The organism is Syntrophales bacterium, assembly GCA_023228425.1.
GTDB lineage: Bacteria > Desulfobacterota > Syntrophia > Syntrophales > UBA2210 > MLS-D.
On record JALOBE010000014.1, the window covers coordinates 18,916 to 39,657 of the forward strand.

At 53.3% G+C, this 20,742-nt stretch carries 16 protein-coding genes, 2 tRNA genes and 1 CRISPR repeat array; of the genes, 12 read left to right on the plus strand and 6 right to left on the minus strand.

The window, feature by feature from the left end:
- The first annotated feature begins 104 nt into the window (after positions 1-104).
- From M0Q23_06680 to M0Q23_06730, 11 genes are all read left to right on the plus strand, one after another.
- Positions 105-614, plus strand: coding sequence for a 3'-5' exonuclease (locus tag M0Q23_06680; protein ID MCK9528311.1), 510 nt, complete (start codon positions 105-107; stop codon positions 612-614).
- Positions 611-3,361, plus strand: a complete 2,751-nt coding sequence (gene cas3 / locus M0Q23_06685; GenBank protein ID MCK9528312.1) for a CRISPR-associated helicase Cas3' — start codon at positions 611-613, stop codon at positions 3,359-3,361. The genes M0Q23_06680 and cas3 overlap by 4 nt, the downstream gene beginning before the upstream one ends.
- Positions 3,351-4,988 carry a type I-E CRISPR-associated protein Cse1/CasA gene (gene casA, locus M0Q23_06690; GenBank protein ID MCK9528313.1) on the plus strand — a complete coding sequence of 546 codons (1,638 nt, stop codon included), beginning with the start codon at positions 3,351-3,353 and terminating at the stop codon, positions 4,986-4,988. The genes cas3 and casA overlap by 11 nt, the downstream gene beginning before the upstream one ends.
- A gap of 49 nt (positions 4,989-5,037) precedes the next feature.
- Entirely contained in the window at positions 5,038-5,538 is a 501-nt protein-coding gene (gene casB, locus M0Q23_06695; GenBank protein ID MCK9528314.1) for a type I-E CRISPR-associated protein Cse2/CasB, read from the plus strand.
- Between the two features lie 24 nt (positions 5,539-5,562).
- The gene (gene cas7e, locus M0Q23_06700; protein ID MCK9528315.1) at positions 5,563-6,615 is read left to right on the plus strand and encodes a type I-E CRISPR-associated protein Cas7/Cse4/CasC; all 1,053 of its coding nucleotides are present in this window, start codon (positions 5,563-5,565) and stop codon (positions 6,613-6,615) included.
- A gap of 4 nt (positions 6,616-6,619) precedes the next feature.
- Complete coding sequence (cas5e, locus tag M0Q23_06705) at positions 6,620-7,339, plus strand: type I-E CRISPR-associated protein Cas5/CasD (GenBank protein ID MCK9528316.1); 720 nt, start codon at positions 6,620-6,622, stop codon at positions 7,337-7,339.
- Complete coding sequence (cas6e, locus tag M0Q23_06710) at positions 7,339-8,010, plus strand: type I-E CRISPR-associated protein Cas6/Cse3/CasE (GenBank protein ID MCK9528317.1); 672 nt, start codon at positions 7,339-7,341, stop codon at positions 8,008-8,010. The genes cas5e and cas6e overlap by 1 nt, the downstream gene beginning before the upstream one ends.
- 65 nt (positions 8,011-8,075) lie before the next feature.
- On the plus strand, positions 8,076-8,294 hold the full coding sequence (locus tag M0Q23_06715; protein ID MCK9528318.1) for a hypothetical protein: 219 nt from the start codon (positions 8,076-8,078) through the stop codon (positions 8,292-8,294).
- A gap of 134 nt (positions 8,295-8,428) precedes the next feature.
- On the plus strand, positions 8,429-9,352 hold the full coding sequence (gene cas1e / locus M0Q23_06720) for a type I-E CRISPR-associated endonuclease Cas1e (protein MCK9528319.1): 924 nt from the start codon (positions 8,429-8,431) through the stop codon (positions 9,350-9,352).
- Positions 9,333-9,626 carry a type I-E CRISPR-associated endoribonuclease Cas2e gene (gene cas2e, locus M0Q23_06725; GenBank protein ID MCK9528320.1) on the plus strand — a complete coding sequence of 98 codons (294 nt, stop codon included), beginning with the start codon at positions 9,333-9,335 and terminating at the stop codon, positions 9,624-9,626. The genes cas1e and cas2e overlap by 20 nt, the downstream gene beginning before the upstream one ends.
- Before the next feature lie 78 nt (positions 9,627-9,704).
- Positions 9,705-13,394: a CRISPR direct-repeat array (repeat unit 29 nt; unit sequence ATGTTCCCCGCATACGCGGGGATGAACCG).
- Between the two features lie 75 nt (positions 13,395-13,469).
- Entirely contained in the window at positions 13,470-14,231 is a 762-nt protein-coding gene (locus M0Q23_06730; GenBank protein ID MCK9528321.1) for a hypothetical protein, read from the plus strand.
- A 401-nt stretch (positions 14,232-14,632) separates the two neighbouring features.
- Here the strand turns inward: M0Q23_06730 and M0Q23_06735 are convergent.
- The 6 genes from M0Q23_06735 to M0Q23_06760 all read right to left on the minus strand — a co-directional run bounded on the left by M0Q23_06735 (position 14,633) and on the right by M0Q23_06760 (position 19,909).
- Positions 14,633-14,708, minus strand: a tRNA-Lys gene (locus M0Q23_06735).
- 31 nt (positions 14,709-14,739) lie between these two features.
- Positions 14,740-14,816 (minus strand) — tRNA-Arg (locus M0Q23_06740).
- 83 nt (positions 14,817-14,899) lie between these two features.
- A complete protein-coding gene (locus M0Q23_06745) occupies positions 14,900-15,937 on the minus strand; it encodes a dipeptide ABC transporter ATP-binding protein (GenBank protein ID MCK9528322.1) in 1,038 nt (345 codons plus the stop codon).
- Positions 15,938-15,949: 12 nt separating this feature from the next.
- Positions 15,950-16,924, minus strand: coding sequence for an ABC transporter ATP-binding protein (locus M0Q23_06750; protein MCK9528323.1), 975 nt, complete (start codon positions 16,922-16,924; stop codon positions 15,950-15,952).
- 7 nt (positions 16,925-16,931) lie between these two features.
- Positions 16,932-18,428, minus strand: a complete 1,497-nt coding sequence (locus M0Q23_06755) for a leucyl aminopeptidase (GenBank protein ID MCK9528324.1) — start codon at positions 18,426-18,428, stop codon at positions 16,932-16,934.
- A gap of 86 nt (positions 18,429-18,514) precedes the next feature.
- Entirely contained in the window at positions 18,515-19,909 is a 1,395-nt protein-coding gene (locus tag M0Q23_06760; GenBank protein ID MCK9528325.1) for a M48 family metalloprotease, read from the minus strand.
- Positions 19,910-20,004: 95 nt separating this feature from the next.
- On the opposite strand from M0Q23_06760, the gene cmk reads away from it, so the two are divergent.
- On the plus strand, positions 20,005-20,715 hold the full coding sequence (cmk, locus tag M0Q23_06765) for a (d)CMP kinase (protein ID MCK9528326.1): 711 nt from the start codon (positions 20,005-20,007) through the stop codon (positions 20,713-20,715).
- Positions 20,716-20,742: the final 27 nt, after the last annotated feature.

A 20,742-nucleotide genomic window follows, 5' to 3' on the forward strand; every position in this document is an offset into this window, starting at 1 on the left:
GCAGAATTGTACAGGCTGGCAGTACAGTAACGAACCAATCTACCGACAAGATTTTGAAATAACAAACATGCACAGTGCAATGATCAGACGAAGGAATCGCGAGCATGATCGATGCAGCCTGTATTGACGTAGAGACAACCGGCCTTGATCCACGGAGGGGCCACCGCATCATTGAGGTCGGGGTTGTTTTGATACAGGATCGAAGTAGTGTGCAGGAATATCAGAGCCTCGTCAAAACGGCGCATCCCATAAGCAAAACGGCCACCCGTGTTCACAGGATTACCAATGAGATCCTGATTGAGCAACCAGGACCGGAAGACGTATTTCCGACATTGCGAAAACTTATTGATGGCCGAGTGCTGGTGGCACACAACGCCAAATTCGACATTTCCTTTCTGCGACAAGAATTTGCCCGATTAGGTATGACACTGAACAACACATTCATCTGTACGCTGGAAACAAGCCGCAGGCGCTTCCCTAACTTGGCGAACCATAAACTGGAAACAATATACCGCCATCTTGTGGGACCAATACCGCGGACAACACAAAGACACCGGGCGCTCGCCGACGCCCGCATGGTGGCCGCTGTCTGGATGGCGATGGAGAAAACATGACAGAAACAACACCTTCTTATTACCAGTATTGGGGAAAAGTGGACACTGAGACAGGGAGCTATCATCTCCTGCCTTATCATTGCTTGGATGTGGCGGCGGTTGGGCATTCTCTTTTATTAAACAGTCCTGCGTTGCGGCAGAAAATTGCCACAATCACCGGTCTTGAGGAAAAGATCTGTATTCATTGGCTAATAATGGGTCTTGCACTTCATGACATTGGCAAGTTTTCAGAAACGTTCCAGAATTTGCGTCCTGATATATTAAAGCAGTTACAGGGCATTACGAGCAATAAGGAATATACCGTCCGACATGACAGCTTAGGTTATCTCTTTCTTAAATCATTCGTAGAGAACGGAAATCCTTTGTTGCATGAAGATCCAGAAAGATCGCTGGAAGAATGGCAAGATGTCATCATGTCAATTGCCAAATCATTTACCGGACATCACGGAGTGCCCCCGCAACTGAGGGGTTTAAATGGCATGCCTCTGAATTATCACCGTTTTTTTGGGGAAGCAGATTCTGCAGCAGCCGCAAGTTTTATTAAAGACATTGATTCAATAGGCAATGCTCTGCCTGACACATTTGCCCTTCCCTCGCCATATGATCTTGAAGGGATTCTGAAAAAAGCCTCTTGGTTAGTCGCCGGTTTTACTGTGCTGTGCGACTGGATCGGATCAAATAGTGAGTGGTTTCGATACACTGCTACGCAGGTCAGTTTGCAAGAATATTGGGAGACCATCGCTTTGCCGCAGTCTGAGTTTGCTATTCGAGCATCCGGCATCAGTACCGGCAGCCCGTTAGTAGACCAGCCCGTCTTTTCTGGACTGTTCCCATCCATTCCAGTCCCCACGCCATTGCAGGCTTTTGTCGATCAGTGCCCGACTGGAAATTCGCCGCATTTGTTTATCCTTGAAGATATAACCGGATCCGGGAAAACAGAGGCTGCTCTGCTTCTGGCGGGACGTTTGATGGCCGCAGGACAAGGCAACGGACTATTTGTGGCACTCCCGACAATGGCCACATCAAATGCAATGTATGGAAGGCTCACCAACGTCTATCGGCGGCTGTTTAAGGCAGAGACTCGTCCTTCACTGGTACTTGCCCACAGCGCCCGTCATCTTTCCGATACCTTCATGTCAACAATTGGCGGCCAGAATAACTATACCGAAGACGAAGAAACTGCCACTGCGCAATGCTCATCATGGCTTGCCGACAACCGAAAGAAGGCCCAATTAGCTGACGTGGGCGTCGGGACGCTCGATCAAGCATTGCTGGCAATCCTACCTGCCCGTTTTCAATCTTTAAGACTGTTCGGTTTGGTCAATCATATTCTTATCATTGATGAGGTCCATGCCTATGATCCATACATGAACAAATTGTTGCAAAACCTGTTGACCTTTCATGCGGCTCTTGGAGGAAGCGCAATTCTGCTTTCGGCAACACTGCCAGCACACACGCGGCGTGGCTTCATTAACGCTTTTGCTAATGGTTGTGACGATCATCAACGGCTAGAACAAAAAATTAGAGCCTATCCGATGATCACTTCCTACACAAAAGAAACGGGCCTTTGTGAAACACCCATCGAATCAATGCCACAACGCCGATGTAGTGTAAAGGTTTTACTCATTGACGAAGAAGTCGAAATCATAAATCGGATTGTTGAAGCAATAGAAAAAGGACATTGCGTCTGCTGGATCAGGAACACGGTATATGATGCATTAGACGGGTATGAAAGACTAAAAAGGAAAGTGCATAAAAATAGCGTGATGCTGTTTCATGCACGTTTTACCTTAGGAGATCGTCTCGATATAGAGAATGAAGCTTTAAGAGCATTTGGGAAAACAAGCACAGAGTCGATGCGCAGAGGTAAGGTTCTGGTTGCAACACAGGTCGTCGAACAGTCGCTTGATCTGGATTTTGATCTGCTGATTACTGATCTTGCACCTATGGATTTGCTGATTCAAAGGGGTGGGAGATTGCACCGCCATGCCCGCGACGAGAAAGGCAACCCCATACAGGAAGGCCCTGATCGGCGCGAATCACCCTGCATGATAATATATGGACCTTGGCCGGAAGAAAACGCAGACAGTGACTGGTTCAAATCTTTTTTCCCCAAGGCGGCGTTTGTTTATCCTAGTCATGGCTGTCTTTGGCTGTCCGCAAAGCTCCTGTCAGAGAAAAAACATCTCACGATGCCTGACGATGCCAGAATGTTGATTGAAGCCGCCTTTTCCGAAAGCGCAGAAACGATACCTGAATCGCTCCAGCACCGTGATCAGCAGGCGGAGGCAAAATGGCAAGCGGATAAAACGCTTGCGCATATTAATATGCTTAAACTGGATGAGGGTTACGAAGCTACTGTGACCCAGTGGCGGGAAGACATGAAGACGCCCACGCGTCTGGGTGCTATGGAAACTGCCGTGCGACTGGCCTGCTGGGATGGTGCAAAGCTAACACCGTGGTATCCGCATAAAAGATTCCCGTGGGATATGAGTCAAGTTAATATCCGCAGCAGTTTGGTTAATGAAGAAGTTATACATGATGGCGTATTGGGTGAGAAAGTAGCCAGTTTGAAAGACGTGCTGCCGGACAAGGGCAAGTGGACGATTCTTGTTGTCCTTCAGCAAAACGTTGACGGTCACTGGCGCGGCAAGGCGCTGAACAAGAAAAATGAGACCGTGTTGCTGGAATACAGTCGGTTGGCCGGAGCGAAGCTTATTAACGAAGGAGGAATAAATGCAGTTTAATCTGATTGATGAGCCATGGATACCTGTAAGAAGACAAGATGGGACAAAAACCAAAATAGCACCCTACGAAGTTTCAGGTCAGTTCAAAGAAAATCCTGTCATGTCGCTTGACGCACCACGGCCGGACTTTAATGGTGCGTTGATTCAATTTCTGATTGGTCTTGTCCAGACGGTTGCAGCGCCGCAAAATCGTGCAGAATGGCACAAGAGACTTATTGAGCCCCCATCTCCGGAGGAATTGAAAGCAGCCTTCTCATCGGTGCATCATGCCTTTGAGTTTGGTGGAGATGGGCCTAGATTTATGCAGGATTACGAGAGTATTGCTGCCGACGATAGTGATGTTGATGGTTTATTTATAGAGACACCTGGTCAAAATGCTCTGGTAAATAATACGGATCACTTCATAAAGCGTCATACAGTATCTGGTCTTTGCCCAAGCTGTTGCGCCACAGCTCTCTTTGCATTTCAAACCAACGCACCAGCTGGCGGTCAGGGCTATATGACATCTTTGCGTGGCGGGGGGCCTTTGACAACTCTCGTTGTTGGCGATAACCATCACAATACCTTATGGCAACTTATATATTTGAATGTGCTAGAAAAAGGAATATTTAATGGTACGTCTGGAAATCCGAATCTTCTTGAAGATAAATATAAATTCCCATGGCTGGCTAAAACAAGAAACGGAAAAAGAAGAAAAGGTGGTGTCATTTACGGAGAAGATACAACGCCTGAAGATGCGAATCCGGTAATTATGTTTTGGGCCATGCCTCGACGCATCAGGTTAAATTTAGGATCGCTATCAGAAAGCGCCTGCGACATTTGTGGAAGCTATTCCAACACCATAATTCATACCTATAAGGAAATACCGGGGGGTGCAAGTTGCAATGGGTGGCTTCATCCTCTATCCCCATACTATGAACAAACAAAGAAAGGTGAAAAAAGCATTTTGCCCGTTCATGCGCAACCCAGCGGATTGACTTATAGACATTGGCTTGGCTTTGTCATTCATGACGACAACGAGAAAAAGATGCCCGCACGCATTGTCCATGAGTATTACGAACGCTGGAGAAGTGGATGGCAGTTCCGTTTATGGGCGTTTGGTTATGATATGGATAACATGAAAGCACGTTGCTGGTACGAATCAACTATGCCCTTGTTTTGTGTGGATAATACCGTCCGTCCTGATTATGAGGAAAGAGCAGCGGGCATGGTGAAGGCAGCCACAGAGATTGCCAGCAATACGCGGAGTGCTCTTAAAAAAGCGTGGTTTCGGCGGCCAAGTGACGCCAAAGGAGACACAACATTTGTTGACAATAGCTTTTGGCAGGGAACAGAAGCCGAGTTTTATTTGGCGTTAAATGATTTAATATCTGCACTGAATACAGGAAACGACATAAAGGAAATAAGCAGACAATGGTTTTCTATCCTTTGTATTCGTTCATTAAAAATATTTGATGATTACGCATGGGAAGGGCCTATCGAAGATGCAGACCCTAAACGGGTTGTCATAGCTCGCAAAGAATTAGAACAATACAACAGGGGCAAGAAGATCAAGGAGCTTCTCGGCATTCCAGTCGAAAAGACGACACCCGACAAAAAACCGAAACAAAGAAAGACAAGAGACTGACAAAACAAGAACAACTTGCACTATGAAAACAATAAATTAAGGAGGAGGCATGGCAACAACATACCTGAGATTCAACGCAGATTCAGCCGAGACCCAGGCGCTTTCTTTATGGTGGCAAGCGTTAGATGCAAGTAGGGGTGACCGGGCCGAACTACGCCGTTGTGCTACTTTGACAGAAGTGGTGCTCACCCCTTCTTATCACCGCTTGCGCATTGCTGTTGGAAAACATGGCGCAGTCAACGACAATGCGCTCGCTCTGGTGGCAGGACTGGCGGCGCGCGTAAAAATGGACGTAACTGAAAGCACGCTGGCTGAACAAATGGCGACAGGCAAGGCGGACGGTTCTGCAAGGGTAAGCGGTTTGCGTTTTCGACGTTTACTTAAGGTGAAAGAGGCCGAGGGCCTGTTTAGCGCCATGGGGCGCGTTGTGACACTACTGGGCGGTGCAGTCAATTTGCAGAGCCTTGCTAACAGCGTTTATTTTTGGAACGACAAAACACGGAAACAATGGGCTTTTGAATACTATTCAAAGTCGCCGTCTGAACAATAAATCACCTAAAAAGGAGAAGCGAACATGAGTAACTTCATTCAACTGCATCTGCTGACATCATATCCCCCTTCAAACCTGAACCGCGATGATCTGGGCCGACCCAAAACAGCCATTATGGGCGGCAAAAACCGCTTGAGAGTATCTTCCCAAAGCTTGAAACGGGCATGGAGGACATCATCTATTTTTGCTGAATCGATGAAAGGTCATATCGGTATCCGCACCAAAACAATGGGCCTAGAGATATATGAAGCGTTGAAATCAAAAGGTGTTGCAGAGAATAATGCCAAAGAATGGGCTAAACAGATTGCCGAGGTTTTTGGCAAAGCGAAGAAGACTAACGCGGCTAAGCCGCTGGAAGAACTGGAAATCGAACAGCTTGCTCACTTCAGTCCGGAGGAGAAAAAAGGAATAGATGTGCTTGTAGACAAACTGGCCACAACCAAGACCGCCCCGTCCTCTGATGATCTGAAATTGCTCAAAGAAAGTCACACCGCTGCAGATATTGCCATGTTTGGAAGAATGCTGGCCAGTTCACCTGCTTTCAATACTGAAGCTGCCGTGCAGGTTGCCCATGCCATAACAGTACACGATGTTGCTGTTGAAGATGATTACTTTACCGCTGTGGACGATCTGAATAAAGGGGACGAGGACATGGGCGCGGCGCACATTGGCGAAACAGAATTCGGCGCAGGCGTTTTCTACCTTTATATCTGCATCAACCGTGATTTGTTGCAGGAAAACATCGGGGGCAAGGTGCTTGCCGATAAGGCGATGGGGGCGCTGGTTGAAGCCGCCGCAAAAGTATCACCAAACGGTAAGCAGAATAGTTTTGCCTCCCGTGCCTATGCCTCATATATCCTTGCAGAGAAGGGCGAACAACAACCCCGCTCGCTTTCTGTGGCTTTTCTAAAAACGATCAAGGGTGAAGATATTTTAAGCAAAGCCATTGAAGCTCTTGAAAGGAAGCGGGAAAACATGGATGCGGTTTACGGTAAATGTGCCGAAGCCATAAAAACCATGAACGCAGAAACCGGTGAGGGCAGCCTGGAAGAGATTATTACTTTCGTGACGGAGTAAGATTATGAAAGACTACCTTCTGTTTCAGTTGTATGGGCCGCTGGCTTCCTGGGGGGATATAGCCGTTGGGGAATACCGCCCAAGCTACGCCCATCCGAGCAAATCGGCGATTATCGGTCTGTTAGCGGCGGCGCTTGGTATCCGGCGCGACGAGGAAGAACGGCAGAATTCATTGGCAGGAACCTGCTCATTCGCTGTTAGGATTGACGCCATGGGTGTGCTTATGCGCGACTATCACACAACCCAGGTTCCTTCAGCCAAAAAAGGCGTGTCACATGATACACGACGATCCGAACTTGCAAAGAAGGGAGCACTTAACACGATTCTGTCCAGTCGTGATTATCGATGCGACGCAGTTTATACCGTCGCCATCACCGTGGCCGAAAACGCCCCTTATTCTGTCGAACAAATAGCAACTGCATTGCAAAAACCCGTCTTTACGCTCTATCTTGGCCGCAAATCATGTCCATTGGCTATGCCGCTTCATCCTATGATCGTCAAGGCCGAGACACTGCGTGATGCACTGATGACCGTGCCACCAATAGCTGAATTGTCAAATATCAATTCGAAAACAACTACAAATGTTTATTGGGAAACCGATATCGCAAGTGGCATTGCACTTCAACACGTCATTACCCGAAGAGACGAGCCACGTTCCAGAAAGCGCTGGCAGTTTAGTGACCGTCTTGAAAACTATGGCGTTTTTAAAAAGGAGGAATCGTAATGTATTTCAGCATGATTACGCTGCAAAAAGGCCTTTCTCCTCGTGATGTTAATGCGCTTGCCAGTTATACGGGATATCAGGCTCATCAACTTGTTTGGCAACTGTTTGCCGACCATGAAGATCGAAAGCGCGACTTCATTTACCGTTACGAAGTGCGTAATGGCACGCTGATACTTTACACTGTTTCGGAACGTAAACCCGCAGGTGAGGAAAAGATATGGCAAATCCAAACCAAGGAATACAAGCCGAAACTTCGGGCTGGTCAGCTTCTTGGGTTTACGGTGCGTGCTAATCCGATCCGTGCCAAGCGTAAAGACGACGGGCAACAAAAACGTCATGATGTGATTATGGAGGAGAAATTGAAACTGAAAAAGGAAGACAAAATTTTCAATATTTCTGATATTGTTCATAATAAAGGTTTTCAATGGTTGGAAGAACGTGCAGCCTCCCATGGATTCAACATAACACCTAATGATATAAGGGCAGATGGCTATAGACAACACAAATTCTTCAAAAGAAAAGGAAGCACCCCCATAAGTTTAAGCACGGTGGATTTCAACGGTATGCTCACTGTTACTGACCCTGCCGTTTTTATTGATCGATGCCTCTTTAGAGGGCTCGGTCCAGCCAAGGGATTCGGATGCGGTCTCATGTTAGTGCGCCGGGTGTAGGGACGGAGTACGATTCGGCATACGAATTTCGCCTGCCGGATGCTTAAGGCAATGGAGAGTATTTAATGGCAGACGACATTCCGGTAAAAGATGAAATCCTCTTTTATCAGGCTGAAGGCGGGCAGGTGAAGCCTGATGTCCTTCCCGAGAATGAGACGGTCTGGCTGAGGCAACATATAATGGCCGATCTGTTTCAGCCAACAATTCAATCATTAGTATTCATATGCACAAAATCCATAGCGCAAACAGGTATTCATGAAAGGCTGGGAGCGAAAGCCGGATGAATTTCTGATATTTATCGGGCGACGCATACTGCCGGCCACCGGAAAATTTAGCAAGCAAGAAGCCGATGATTTTGCCAGAGATGAATACGATCACTGTAAGTTTATAACAAGAAAACAATTAAGGGTAAACGTACATGACCGAACTAGTTCTGCCCATGCTGAAGCCGATCCCGATGAAAGACCGCATTTCAGTGCTCTTTCTAGAAAAGGGCAACTTGGATGTACTTGATGGCGCTTTCGTCGTTGTCGATAAAAACGGTGTTCGAACGCACATTCCTGTTGGGGGTGTTGCCTGCCTGATGCTTGAGCCGGGCAGCCGTGTTTCCCATGCAGCGGTTACACTGGCGTCCCGCGTAGGATGCCTTCTGATCTGGGTAGGTGATGGAGGTGTTCGCCTCTATGCATCGGGTCAGCCCGGTGGCGCCCGTGCGGACAGGCTGTTGTATCAGGCGAAGCTGGCATTGGACGATTCCGCGCGGCTGAAAGTTGTACGGAAGATGTACGCCATGCGGTTTCATGAAGAACCGCCGGAACGACGTAGTATTCAACAACTGCGTGGAATTGAGGGTGTACGAGTCAGAAAAATGTATGAGTTGCTGGCTCGGCAATATGGTGTTCCCTGGAAGGGCCGCAATTACGACTACAGCACCTGGGAGGGCGGGGACATTCCAAATCGCTGTTTGAGTTCCGCAACAGCCTGCTTATACGGTATTTGTGAAGCTGCGATTCTGGCAGCGGGATATGCCCCGGCAGTAGGGTTTCTGCATACAGGAAAACCCCAATCATTTGTTTACGACATTGCCGACATTTTCAAGTTCGACACTGTTGTTCCTGTAGCTTTCCGCATAGCCAAAAGAAAACCTCAAAATCCTGAACGTGAAGTCCGGATTTCCTGTAGAGATGCTTTCCGCCAATCGAAGATTCTGAGGAGAATCATTCCAACAATCGAAGAGGTGCTCATGGCGGGAGAAATGGAACGGCCCAAGGCGCATGAAGAGGCCGTAGAAATGGCAATCCCGAACAAGGAGTGTATTGGCGATGGTGGTCACCGTGGTTGAAAACGCGCCCCCTCGGTTGCGCGGAAGGTTGGCGATCTGGCTACTGGAAGTGCGTGCCGGCGTGTACATCGGGAAAGTATCCCGGCGCGTCCGGGAAATGATATGGGAACAGATAGAGGTCGGGATTGGTGAGGGTAATGCGGTCATGGCATGGACCACGAACACGGAATCGGGATATGATTTCCGTACATTAGGGATGAACCGGCGAATACCCGTTGAGATGGACGGGGTAAAGTTAGTCTCCTTTTTACCGGAGGACGATGACGAATCTTGAGCATGAAAAAAGCCGTCATTTTTTGGTAGATTTTCGCTCTTTGAAAATCGAATAGGAAATCATGTAGATAGAGGAAGTATGTTCCCCGCATACGCGGGGATGAACCGAATGCCGTCCTCGATGCGGGGTCCGGGATTGCATGTTCCCCGCATACGCGGGGATGAACCGCCAACGAAGGCTCCGGTCACTGCACAGACACAATGTTCCCCGCATACGCGGGGATGAACCGTCTCTAGCTGTCCGCTGGCCCATGTACCTTGGATGTTCCCCGCATACGCGGGGATGAACCGGCCCTCAGCGAGCACATCCTGAACAGCACACAATGTTCCCCGCATACGCGGGGATGAACCGACAAACCAACAGACGTGCCTAACGATGTCAAGATGTTCCCCGCATACGCGGGGATGAACCGGCCAGGGGTAGCCGCTAATGCCTGCGCCGACGATGTTCCCCGCATACGCGGGGATGAACCGCGGTGCTGGCACTCGCGGCGTAAAAAAACACCATGTTCCCCGCATACGCGGGGATGAACCGAAAACAACGATCAGGGAGTCCGCCGACGGATCATGTTCCCCGCATACGCGGGGATGAACCAGGGGAATTCTTGTAAGGTTGGCTGCTGATGGGATGTTCCCCGCATACGCGGGGATGAACCGTCTTTCATGGACGCTTTGCTCATGGCTCGTCTATGTTCCCCGCATACGCGGGGATGAACCGGCGGTGGGATGTGCTATGGTGAGGTTGCAGTGATGTTCCCCGCATACGCGGGGATGAACCGATGGCCGAGCAGAAGGAGATAGCGGAAGCGTTATGTTCCCCGCATACGCGGGGATGAACCAGTCGCGCCAGTCAATTTCCTTTGCCGCGGGATATGTTCCCCGCATACGCGGGGATGAACCGGCCAGAGGCAGGGTAACGGTGGCGGACGTGGTATGTTCCCCGCATACGCGGGGATGAACCGAGCACCCGAAGGAACATGCAGCCTACCTCGCTATGTTCCCCGCATACGCGGGGATGAACCGCTTCCCGGCGGACCCTGCGCCGCCGATTCGATATGTTCCCCGCATACGCGGGGATGAACCGTAAACCAGTGTAAAGTATGGATGGAATCCGGCATGTTCCCCGCATACGCGGGGATGAACCGAAATATACAACCAGTTGCCCGACGGCATGGTAATGTTCCCCGCATACGCGGGGATGAACCGATCACCCTTGTCCCCGGCGCGCAGTGCGCCGAATGTTCCCCGCATACGCGGGGATGAACCGGTGAAGAAACAGCCATCCTATGAGCATGTGAAATGTTCCCCGCATACGCGGGGATGAACCGCGGCATGTTCTATATCGGCCCGATCAGGATTGATGTTCCCCGCATACGCGGGGATGAACCGTTAATCTCATAGTCACCCGCCACCCGGCACTGATGTTCCCCGCATACGCGGGGATGAACCGCCCCCATTGCGGGGGCTTTTTTATTGAATGCCATGTTCCCCGCATACGCGGGGATGAACCGTTCCGCGGATATATACTCGGCCAGATCGGCCGATGTTCCCCGCATACGCGGGGATGAACCGTGGAAGCTCAGCGTTGATCCGCTCTGTGAATGATGTTCCCCGCATACGCGGGGATGAACCGCACCATTGGCGGGATGGGTGAGGGCCGGGGGCATGTTCCCCGCATACGCGGGGATGAACCGTGGTGGGCGTATATGGGCAGGCATACCGTTGAATGTTCCCCGCATACGCGGGGATGAACCGGAGGTGGGCTTTCGCCTCAACGAACTGCTCGGATGTTCCCCGCATACGCGGGGATGAACCGGTCCGGCCTTCCAGGGTATAGGTGAAGCCCCTATGTTCCCCGCATACGCGGGGATGAACCGCACGCCGTCAAAAGATTGTTGAGATCGTTTTTATGTTCCCCGCATACGCGGGGATGAACCGTCCAATGGTGTCCCGCATGTCCTGATCGGCGCATGTTCCCCGCATACGCGGGGATGAACCGCTTTTCCTTTGCCCCGCAACTTGCACAAACACATGTTCCCCGCATACGCGGGGATGAACCGGCACATTAACCCTTGTCCCCGGTGCGCAGTGCATGTTCCCCGCATACGCGGGGATGAACCGTCGATATGGGGCGTCGATATGACGTTGCTCAGATGTTCCCCGCATACGCGGGGATGAACCGCACGAGGAAACTGGCATGGAAGCATTGCTTGTATGTTCCCCGCATACGCGGGGATGAACCGGCCGTCGAAAAATACGCCCGGGCTTTTCTGCGATGTTCCCCGCATACGCGGGGATGAACCGTGATAGCAGAACCCGTATCTGCATGACCGGGCATGTTCCCCGCATACGCGGGGATGAACCGTGATAGCAGAACCCGTATCTGCATGACCGGGCATGTTCCCCGCATACGCGGGGATGAACCGGCGGCTATGATTGCTCGGGTGCGATCTATTATATGTTCCCCGCATACGCGGGGATGAACCGGTCCGAAAGGGGTCCGCACAATTGCCGCTGTTATGTTCCCCGCATACGCGGGGATGAACCGACCGGATGCTGGTTGAACACGACCCGAGCCTTATGTTCCCCGCATACGCGGGGATGAACCGCGCTACCCGCTCCGATTTTCCGTCCAGTTCGAATGTTCCCCGCATACGCGGGGATGAACCAACTCCCCGCCACTGAAAAGACACTCGACGAACATGTTCCCCGCATACGCGGGGATGAACCGGTGGTCGCCGTAGTCTGTTCATCGATTGAACAATGTTCCCCGCATACGCGGGGATGAACCGATGAAAATGCTGCTCAAAGGGAAGGGATAAATATGTTCCCCGCATACGCGGGGATGAACCGTCCACGGAAAACCGATATTTCCCTGCCAGTTCATGTTCCCCGCATACGCGGGGATGAACCGCCGGGACTTACCAAACTGACACCGAGGATTCCATGTTCCCCGCATACGCGGGGATGAACCGGCCAGCAATCCCAGTAGTCCGGTCATTGCCGAATGTTCCCCGCATACGCGGGGATGAACCGGCAAGCGGCTTGTGCGGCGGGCCATTTTGAGCATGTTCCCCGCATACGCGGGGATGAACCGACAATGATCTGCTATCGCACAGGCAGCATTTAATGTTCCCCGCATACGCGGGGATGAACCGGCGCTATCGACCACACGCCCGGTGGACGTATCATGTTCCCCGCATACGCGGGGATGAACCGATCCCTTTGTCGTCGATATATCTATTGGGGGCATGTTCCCCGCATACGCGGGGATGAACCGGCCCGGACGCCGGCATACATGGGTTGATAGATATGTTCCCCGCATACGCGGGGATGAACCGTCCACTGTCGGCAGCATGGCGCCGCGACCGCAATGTTCCCCGCATACGCGGGGATGAACCGCGTGGCCTTGCCTTCGCAGTTGGCGCACCGGGGATGTTCCCCGCATACGCGGGGATGAACCGGGGCAAGAGCGCCGGGTCGCATGGGAAGAAAGATGTTCCCCGCATACGCGGGGATGAACCGATGCTGGCAACCTTCCTCGGCCTGGTGATCGCATGTTCCCCGCATACGCGGGGATGAACCGAAAACCAGGGCTGGGCGATATTCATCTCGACTATGTTCCCCGCATACGCGGGGATGAACCGCGCCCTGAGCGAGCCCGACACCTCGTCGCTCGATGTTCCCCGCATACGCGGGGATGAACCGATTACTCTGGAGGTCTATGTGAAACCGTGGCAATGTTCCCCGCATACGCGGGGATGAACCGATGCCATCAAGACCGAAAGAACAGGCAAGCAAGAAACCGGAAACGACCATTCTTTCTGTCAGGGAGGATCGGCCAATGGACAAGAAAAAGAAAAACGAATTCTATGAAATAGCCTGTACTGAACTGGAGACGGGTCAGACGAAGAAGGGAACCTGGGCTAGGGCGTATTTCGAGAGTGAAGGCGATGAAGAGAAAGCAAAGGTGAGATACATAGGCCTTCGTGTTGATGATCTGAGGCATGAGGAGGCAAAACGGATACAGATTCAGAGGGTACAGGAGGAAGCCAGAATCAATGAGAAAGAGTGGGAAGAGTTAAAGGCCCGAGTTGAAGAGGCTATTGGAGATAAGTTAATCACGTTAATCACGGCTACGGGCGAGGAGTGGGTCGCGGCTATGGGAGAAAAGTTGTTAGCCGTGACGAATATGGCAATGAGTGGTGATGATTTATTTCTTGCTTTTGATGACGGTACGGTTCTGGACGTAAAAGCAACCCTGATGTGGGCAGCCAATGATAATGGCAGCGACATCGATTGTTATGATGCAACGATATATTGTGACAAATATCAAGGGAGTGGCTATACGAACTGGCGAATATCCAAGCTGGATGAACTGGCGGATTTGTACGGAAAAATGAATCGCAAATGGATCGACGAGGAAGGATCTCTGGTCTTTTTGCTGAAGTTGATTCGGCTGTCCTCTGCAATGGTTTGGGCATATGATACAATTGATGATGCCTCCAGCTACTTTAATTTTGAAAATGGTGAAAGGCAGCTGAAGCTGCCGATTGATCGCAGTGCTATGCGAGTCATCCCGGCGCGGTCCATAGCAAAAAGTTGAGCTGCCCCAGAGATGTTACTGGCATGAGAATATATCGGGAATGTTTGGCCATGGGATGGCAATCACCGACACCTTGCCTCAAAACCGCCATATAGAGCCCTTTCCAAGCCCTCAATTCTCCAAGGCATACCTACCCCCCACCCCGAAGGAGATAGTGTCTGGAAAGGCATCCCTGCGGCCGTTTCGGGGCAATGATGGCCCCTTATCGTGGGCAGTCTGACCTATGCCCCTGAAGGAGCGGGGTTTGTTCCGGGATTCTATGCCTGGAGGCAGGATTGGCTGTGGTTTTGAGGAAGGGGCCGTTGCCACCTCTTTTGTAGCGAATTGCTTACACAGTGCTTACATGAACCGGATAATGAAAAAGGCCTTACATCCAGCAGTGACGTAAGGCCTTGGTTTTATGGTGGGCTGCCGGGGGCTCGAACCCCGAACCTACTGATTAAGAGTCAGTTGCTCTACCTGCTGAGCTAGCAGCCCTGTATGTTAAAACGTGTCACGGTTTCGTGTCTGGTACGCCCGGTAGGATTCGAACCTACGACCAACAGATTCGAAGTCTGCCACTCTATCCAGCTGAGCTACGGGCGCTTGTGGTTCGTTCTTGAAATTGGTCTCACTTCATATTCTTTTGTGAGTCCCCCGTCAAGTGTTTTTTGAGATTTCCCGGAGTGTCACGATTCCCTGTGACAGGCGACCCGGTGCCCCTGAACGCGTTCCGTCAGTTCCGGAATGATCCGGGAGCAGATGTCGAGGGCAACCGGACAGCGGGGATGGAAGGCGCATCCCGGCGGCGGGTTCATGGGGCTGGGGATGTCTCCACCCAGCGGTCGGCGCTGTTGCACGCGTCGGGGATCGGGTATGGGGACCGCGGCAAGGAGCGCCTTCGTATAGGGATGGCGGGGGTCCTGGAACAGTTGGTCTCTCCGGGCCGTCTCGACGATCTTGCCCAGGTACATGACGGCTATCCTGTCGCTCACGTGTCCTACAACGCCCAGGTCATGGCTGATGAAGAGGTAGGTCAGGTCGAACTCATCCTGAAGACCCGTGAGGAGGTTGAGTATCTGGGCCTGGATGGATACGTCCAGGGCCGAAACGGGTTCATCGGCGATAATGAGGTCGGGATTGACCGAGATCGCCCGGGCAATGCCGATCCTCTGTCGCTGGCCGCCGCTGAACTCGTGGGGGTAACGGCCCATCTGTTCTTCCGTGAGACCCACCGTTTTCATGAGTTCCGCAACGCGTCGCTTTCGTTCGTTCCCCGCGACGATCCCATGAATTCCAAGGGCTTCCCCCACGGTAGCGCCGGCACTCATGCGTGGGTTGAGGGATGAGTAGGGATCCTGGAATATCAGTTGGACCCGTTTTCTGAAACCTTTAAGGCCGCTTCCGGACAGGTTCATAATGTCCTGTCCGTCGAAACGCATGACACCGCTCGTGGGTGTTTCAAGACGCGCCAGAATCCGCCCCAGGGTTGTCTTGCCGCAGCCGCTTTCACCGACGAGGCCCAGGGTTTCACCCCGCATGATCTGAAGCGTTACACCGTCCAGGGCCTTGACGGTTCCCTGCCGGCGTGACAGGAAGCCGCCGCTGATGGGAAAGTATTTCTTGATGTTCACCATGTCCACCAGCACCTCAGCCGCTGTCGGGTCCATGGAAAACACGCTGTTGTTCTTTAAAGATGCGGTATTGTTATTCAAGTGATGCTTCATGGTTATTTCGGCTTAATTGTATTTCCAGCACCGGACCTGATGCCCGGGCCCTTTCAGGAACGGCTGTGGTTCTTGCTCCCGGCAGATGCTCATGGTGAAGGAACACCGGTCCTGGAAACTGCACCCGGGGGGCAGGTCCACGAGATTGGGAACCGTTCCGGGAATGGCCTTCAGTGGTCCCCGCCGTTTCGACAGGATCTCTGTCCGGGGCATCGATTCCATCAGTCCCGACGTGTAGGGGTGGAGAGGATTGCTGAACAATTCTTCCACCGGGGCGTATTCGACTATTTTCCCGGCGTACATCACGGCGGCGTTCCGGGCCGCCTCGGCAATGACGCCCAGGTCATGGGTGATCAGGATCACCGAGGACCCTGACTCCGACTTCAGGCGGTCGATCAGATCGAGTATCTGGGCCTGAATGGTCACATCGAGCGCGGTTGTGGGTTCGTCGGCAAGCATGAGTGACGGGTTGCAGGACAGGGCCATGGCGATCATCACCCGTTGCCGCATGCCCCCGCTCATCTGGTGGGGATAATTTTTGAGGCGGGCTTCAGGTGAGGGCATGCCCACCAGTTTCAGCATCTCCAGGGCGTGATCCATGGCTTCCGATCGGGAGATGTTCCGGTGAAGATGGACGGACTCGGCGATCTGCTCGCCGATCCGTATGACGGGATTGAGAGAGTTCATGGGCTCCTGGAAAATCATCGACAGGTCCTTGCCCCGGAGATTGCGCATGTCCTTCTCGGAAAGATCCAGCAGGTTTTTCCCCTTGAAAAGAATCCGCCCGGCGACGATTGTTCCCTGCGGCTGTGGCACGAGGCGCATGATGGAGAGGGCGAGAACCGTCTTGCCGCTTCCCGACTCTCCCACGACGCCCAGGGTTTCTCCCCGATCAAGGGACAGGTTTACGCCGTCCAGGGCCTTGACGGTGCCTTGACGGGTTTGAAACCGGGTTTTGAGTCCCTCTATTTCAAGAATCGGAGCCATCAGACCGTCATGTCCAGTCGCAAAGCATCTGAACCAGCAGGCGGACGCCCGCCCCGGAAGCTCCTTTGGGAATGTAGCCCCGCTCTTTGGCGGCAAAGGCGGGTCCGGCGATGTCGAGATGGGCCCAGGGTGTCGTTTCAATGAATTTTTTTAAAAACAGGGCTGCCGTGATGGCGCCTCCCGCCCGGGTACCCGTGTTTTTCATGTCCGCCGTATCGCTCTTGATCAGATCGTCGTACTCTTCCCAGAGGGGAAGTTCCCAGAGGGCTTCACCCGTTCGCTCCGATGCCTTCATGAGCCTGTCTCTCAGGGGCTTGTCGTTGCTGAACAGTCCCGCCAGGTTGTCCCCCAGGGCGATGACACAGGCGCCGGTCAGGGTCGCGATGTCGATGATAGCCGCCGGTTTGAACCGCTTCGCGTAGGTCAGAGCGTCGGCAAGGACGAGCCGTCCCTCGGCATCGGTGCTTATGATCTCGATGGTCCGGCCTGAGAGGGATCGCAGAATATCTCCCGGCCTGCAGGCGCAGCCGTCGGGGAGGTTTTCGGCCGCGGGAACAAGGCCGATGACATTGACGGGCAGTTTCAGCTCGGCAACGGCTTTGAGGGTGCCCATGACGGCGGCTGCCCCCGCCATGTCATCTTTCATCTGCACCATGCTGTCCGGGGGTTTGAGGCTGAGGCCGCCGCTGTCGAAGGTAATTCCCTTTCCCACGATAACCACGGGAGGAGCCTTTGGTTTTCCTCCACGGTACTCCATGACGACAAGTTTCGGAGGATTGCAGCTTCCTCCGCCCACGCCGAGCAGGGCGTGCATTCCCATGCGCTTCATGGTCGCCGCTTCGATCACCTTGACGGAAAGCGAGGGGATGGCCTCGAGGCGGCGGGCTTCCCGGGCCAGCAGTGCCGGCGTCATCTCGTTGGCCGGGGCCGATACGAGATCCCTGGCCAGATAGACGGCATCACAGAGTATCCGGGCCTCCCGGACGGCACGGGCCATTGCCTTCCGGTCGCCGGGTCCTCTGTCGCACAGAATGGACACGGACTGTATCTCGTCCGTATCATCGGTCTTCGTTTTGTAGGGGGTATAGCGGTAGAGCCCCAGAAGCATTCCTTCGACGACAGCGGTGATCGGCCCCTCCGGGCTGGAACCGACGGAGCCGAAGTCGGACGACAGGGCACATTCCTTCACCTTGATGTCTCGAATGCGCCGGGCCGCGCCGGCAAAGGCGACACGCACCTTCTCGTCGGTAAGGTCCTCCTCCCGTCCCAGCCCGACCAGGAGAACCCGTTTCGCCGGAAGCGCTCCTCCCGTATAGACGAGGGCTGTGTCTTTGAATTTTCCCGAGAAGTCCCCTCCCGAGATGATCGAGGAAAGAAGGCCTCCGCCGGCTTCATCGAGCTCACCCGCGGCCCCCCTGAGGCCGGTGCTTTCCTCGTAATGCCCGACGATGATGGCTTCCGTGGCGCAGGAGCCGGGGAACTGTTTTGTGACGGTCAGTTTCATGGTCGATTCCTTTTCCTTGTCGTCTATGCCCTCAACGCGGCCGGACCCGATAGGGGCGGCGATCGCGAGCGTGCGCGTCTGAAGGATCAGGATTCCCCGGGATCCATTTCTTTCCGTATGTCCCCGGCGCGGGGACTTTCGGGGGGAACCTGGTCGAGGGCCGTTTTGAAGTGAAATCGGGCGCTGGACATTTTCCCTGTACTTTTGAAATATTTTCCGAAGTAATAGTGGGATTCACCGAGTTCGCCCGTTTTCCCGTACATCATGGCGAGGTTGTAGTAGATCTCGCTGTCGTTGGGATTTATTTCGTTGATTGTGCGAAACATGTCAAGTGCCGCGGGATAGTCTCCCTCCATTTCGTAGCTTTTTCCGAGATAGAACAGGGTGTCCCTGTCCCGGGCGCCGCGGTTCCATGCCTGGCCGAGCTGATCCAGGGCAGCGGGTATATCGCCTTTCTCAAAGAAGCTGATGCCGAAATCACGAATGATTTCAATGTCCTCCGGCTTCAGTTCCAGTGCCCGGGTGAAGCTTTGCGCAGCGGCGTCGTATTGTCCCGTCTTGCTTTCCGATACGGCAAGGCCGTAGTGGGCTTCCGGATCCAGCGGGTTTTGCCGAATCCGTTCGGCGAAATATCGAAGGTTGTCCCGGGGACTCTGCCTCTTCAGGTACAGTCTCGTCTTGTGCCGTTCGAAGCCGCCGTACATCTCCGTTTCGCCCTCCTGCCTGTAACGGGTCTCCAGGAGCAGAGTCAGGTACCTGATGCGGTCCGATGTCTGGGGGTGCGTCAGGAAATAGGACGGCACGGTATTCGAGTAAAATTGGTTGAACTGCATGATTTTCAGGAAGTCGAGCATTGACCTGCCCAGGTACCCCGCCCCCACGAGGTAGCCCATGCCGAGGCGATCAGCTTCTTCCTCGTGTTCCCGGCTGTATTTCAGGGTCATGGTTGCCGATGCCGCGGAGGTCAATCCCATGAGTGCCGCCGCCGCTTCACCACCGCCGATCAGGGCTCCGGCGAGAACAGCCGCCAGCGATGCGACACCGAGCCGTTTCGACGCGGAGACCATCTGTGCTATGTGGCGGGCCTTGACGTGGGCTATTTCATGGGCCAGAACGCCCGCGAGCTGGCTCTCGTTTTCAGCAAGCTTGACGAGGCCCGTAAAGACGTAGACGTAGCCTCCGGGAGTGGCAAAGGCGTTGATTCCGGAGCTCTGTATGACGGAAAAGGTGAAGTCAAGAGGGTAGCGGTTGTCCTGCCGGATGAGGCGCTCCCCGATTTCATTGACGTAGTCCACCAGGGGATCATCCGTGAGAAGAAGGCCTGCCTCTTTGATCTTGTCGTAGAGTTCCTTGCCCACGCGCCGTTCGTCGTCATAGGTAAAGGTCGCCTGTGACGGTGAGGGAAGGGCAAGAAGCAGGGAGGCCGCGACGAACAGGCTGAGAAGAGCCCGCAGCGGTTTCCATGGTCGTGTTGCGGTCATGTTCGGGTTCTTTTTTGTTGTATTCTTGACAGCTCTCTGAAACAATATCTTTTTTTTTCATATCGATCAAGTGAATGTGATGAGGGGGCAAATCCGTGGCCGGACCGGGGGGAAGACAGCCTGTGGTCGTGGTGGACGGACCGGCAGGTTCGGGGAAGAGCACGGTCTGCAGGCTATTCGCCGAAAAAACCGGTTATGCCTGTCTCGATACGGGTGCCCTGTATCGGGCGGTGGCCTGGCAGGCGGCCCGGTCGGGCCTGTCTCTTGACGATGAGGAGGGCCTCGCCCTGGTGTGCAGGGACATCGGGGTTGTCATGCCCGACGGAGGGGGGACGATGGTTCTCATGGTCGGAGAAGAGCCCGTCGACAGCATGATTCGCACGGAGGAGGTCGCCATGGCCGCCTCGAGAATTTCACGACTTCCCCGGGTTCGAGAAGCCCTGCTGCCGCTCCAGAGAGAGGCCGGCAGGAATGGCGGCGTTATTGCCGAGGGGCGTGATATGGGTACCGTTGTCTTTCCCGATGCCGAAATAAAGATATTCCTTGAAGCCGCTCCCCGTGAGCGGGCACGGCGCCGCTGGCTGGAACTGTGTGAAAGAGGCCATGATCCCGACTATGACCGCATCCATGACGATATCCTGGTCCGGGATGAACAGGACCGAAACCGTGATCTGGCGCCGCTCAGGCCGTCGGACGACGCCCTTGTTCTGGATACGACCGGCATGAGCATAGACGATGTCATTGAAGCCGTGGTGGAAATTTTTAAAATCCGGTCGGTTTCGAAAGGTACGCCGGGGGGCCGGTGAATTGCCAAACTGCTTGATATTTCAATT

Excerpts from the sequence above, each read along its gene's own strand:
- M0Q23_06680 (MCK9528311.1), top strand. The coding sequence starts at position 105 with ATGATCGATGCAGCCTGTATTGACGTAGAGACAACCGGCCTTGATCCA.
- M0Q23_06730 (MCK9528321.1), top strand. The coding sequence starts at position 13,470 with ATGGACAAGAAAAAGAAAAACGAATTCTATGAAATAGCCTGTACTGAA.
- casA (MCK9528313.1), top strand. The coding sequence starts at position 3,351 with ATGCAGTTTAATCTGATTGATGAGCCATGGATACCTGTAAGAAGACAA.
- M0Q23_06755 (MCK9528324.1), bottom strand. The coding sequence starts at position 18,428 with ATGAAACTGACCGTCACAAAACAGTTCCCCGGCTCCTGCGCCACGGAA.
- M0Q23_06715 (MCK9528318.1), top strand. The coding sequence starts at position 8,076 with ATGGCAGACGACATTCCGGTAAAAGATGAAATCCTCTTTTATCAGGCT.
- M0Q23_06750 (MCK9528323.1), bottom strand. The coding sequence starts at position 16,924 with ATGGCTCCGATTCTTGAAATAGAGGGACTCAAAACCCGGTTTCAAACC.
- cas3 (MCK9528312.1), top strand. The coding sequence starts at position 611 with ATGACAGAAACAACACCTTCTTATTACCAGTATTGGGGAAAAGTGGAC.
- cas1e (MCK9528319.1), top strand. The coding sequence starts at position 8,429 with ATGACCGAACTAGTTCTGCCCATGCTGAAGCCGATCCCGATGAAAGAC.
- M0Q23_06760 (MCK9528325.1), bottom strand. The coding sequence starts at position 19,909 with ATGACCGCAACACGACCATGGAAACCGCTGCGGGCTCTTCTCAGCCTG.
- cas6e (MCK9528317.1), top strand. The coding sequence starts at position 7,339 with ATGTATTTCAGCATGATTACGCTGCAAAAAGGCCTTTCTCCTCGTGAT.
- cas7e (MCK9528315.1), top strand. The coding sequence starts at position 5,563 with ATGAGTAACTTCATTCAACTGCATCTGCTGACATCATATCCCCCTTCA.
- M0Q23_06745 (MCK9528322.1), bottom strand. The coding sequence starts at position 15,937 with ATGAAGCATCACTTGAATAACAATACCGCATCTTTAAAGAACAACAGC.
- cas5e (MCK9528316.1), top strand. The coding sequence starts at position 6,620 with ATGAAAGACTACCTTCTGTTTCAGTTGTATGGGCCGCTGGCTTCCTGG.
- cas2e (MCK9528320.1), top strand. The coding sequence starts at position 9,333 with ATGGTGGTCACCGTGGTTGAAAACGCGCCCCCTCGGTTGCGCGGAAGG.
- casB (MCK9528314.1), top strand. The coding sequence starts at position 5,038 with ATGGCAACAACATACCTGAGATTCAACGCAGATTCAGCCGAGACCCAG.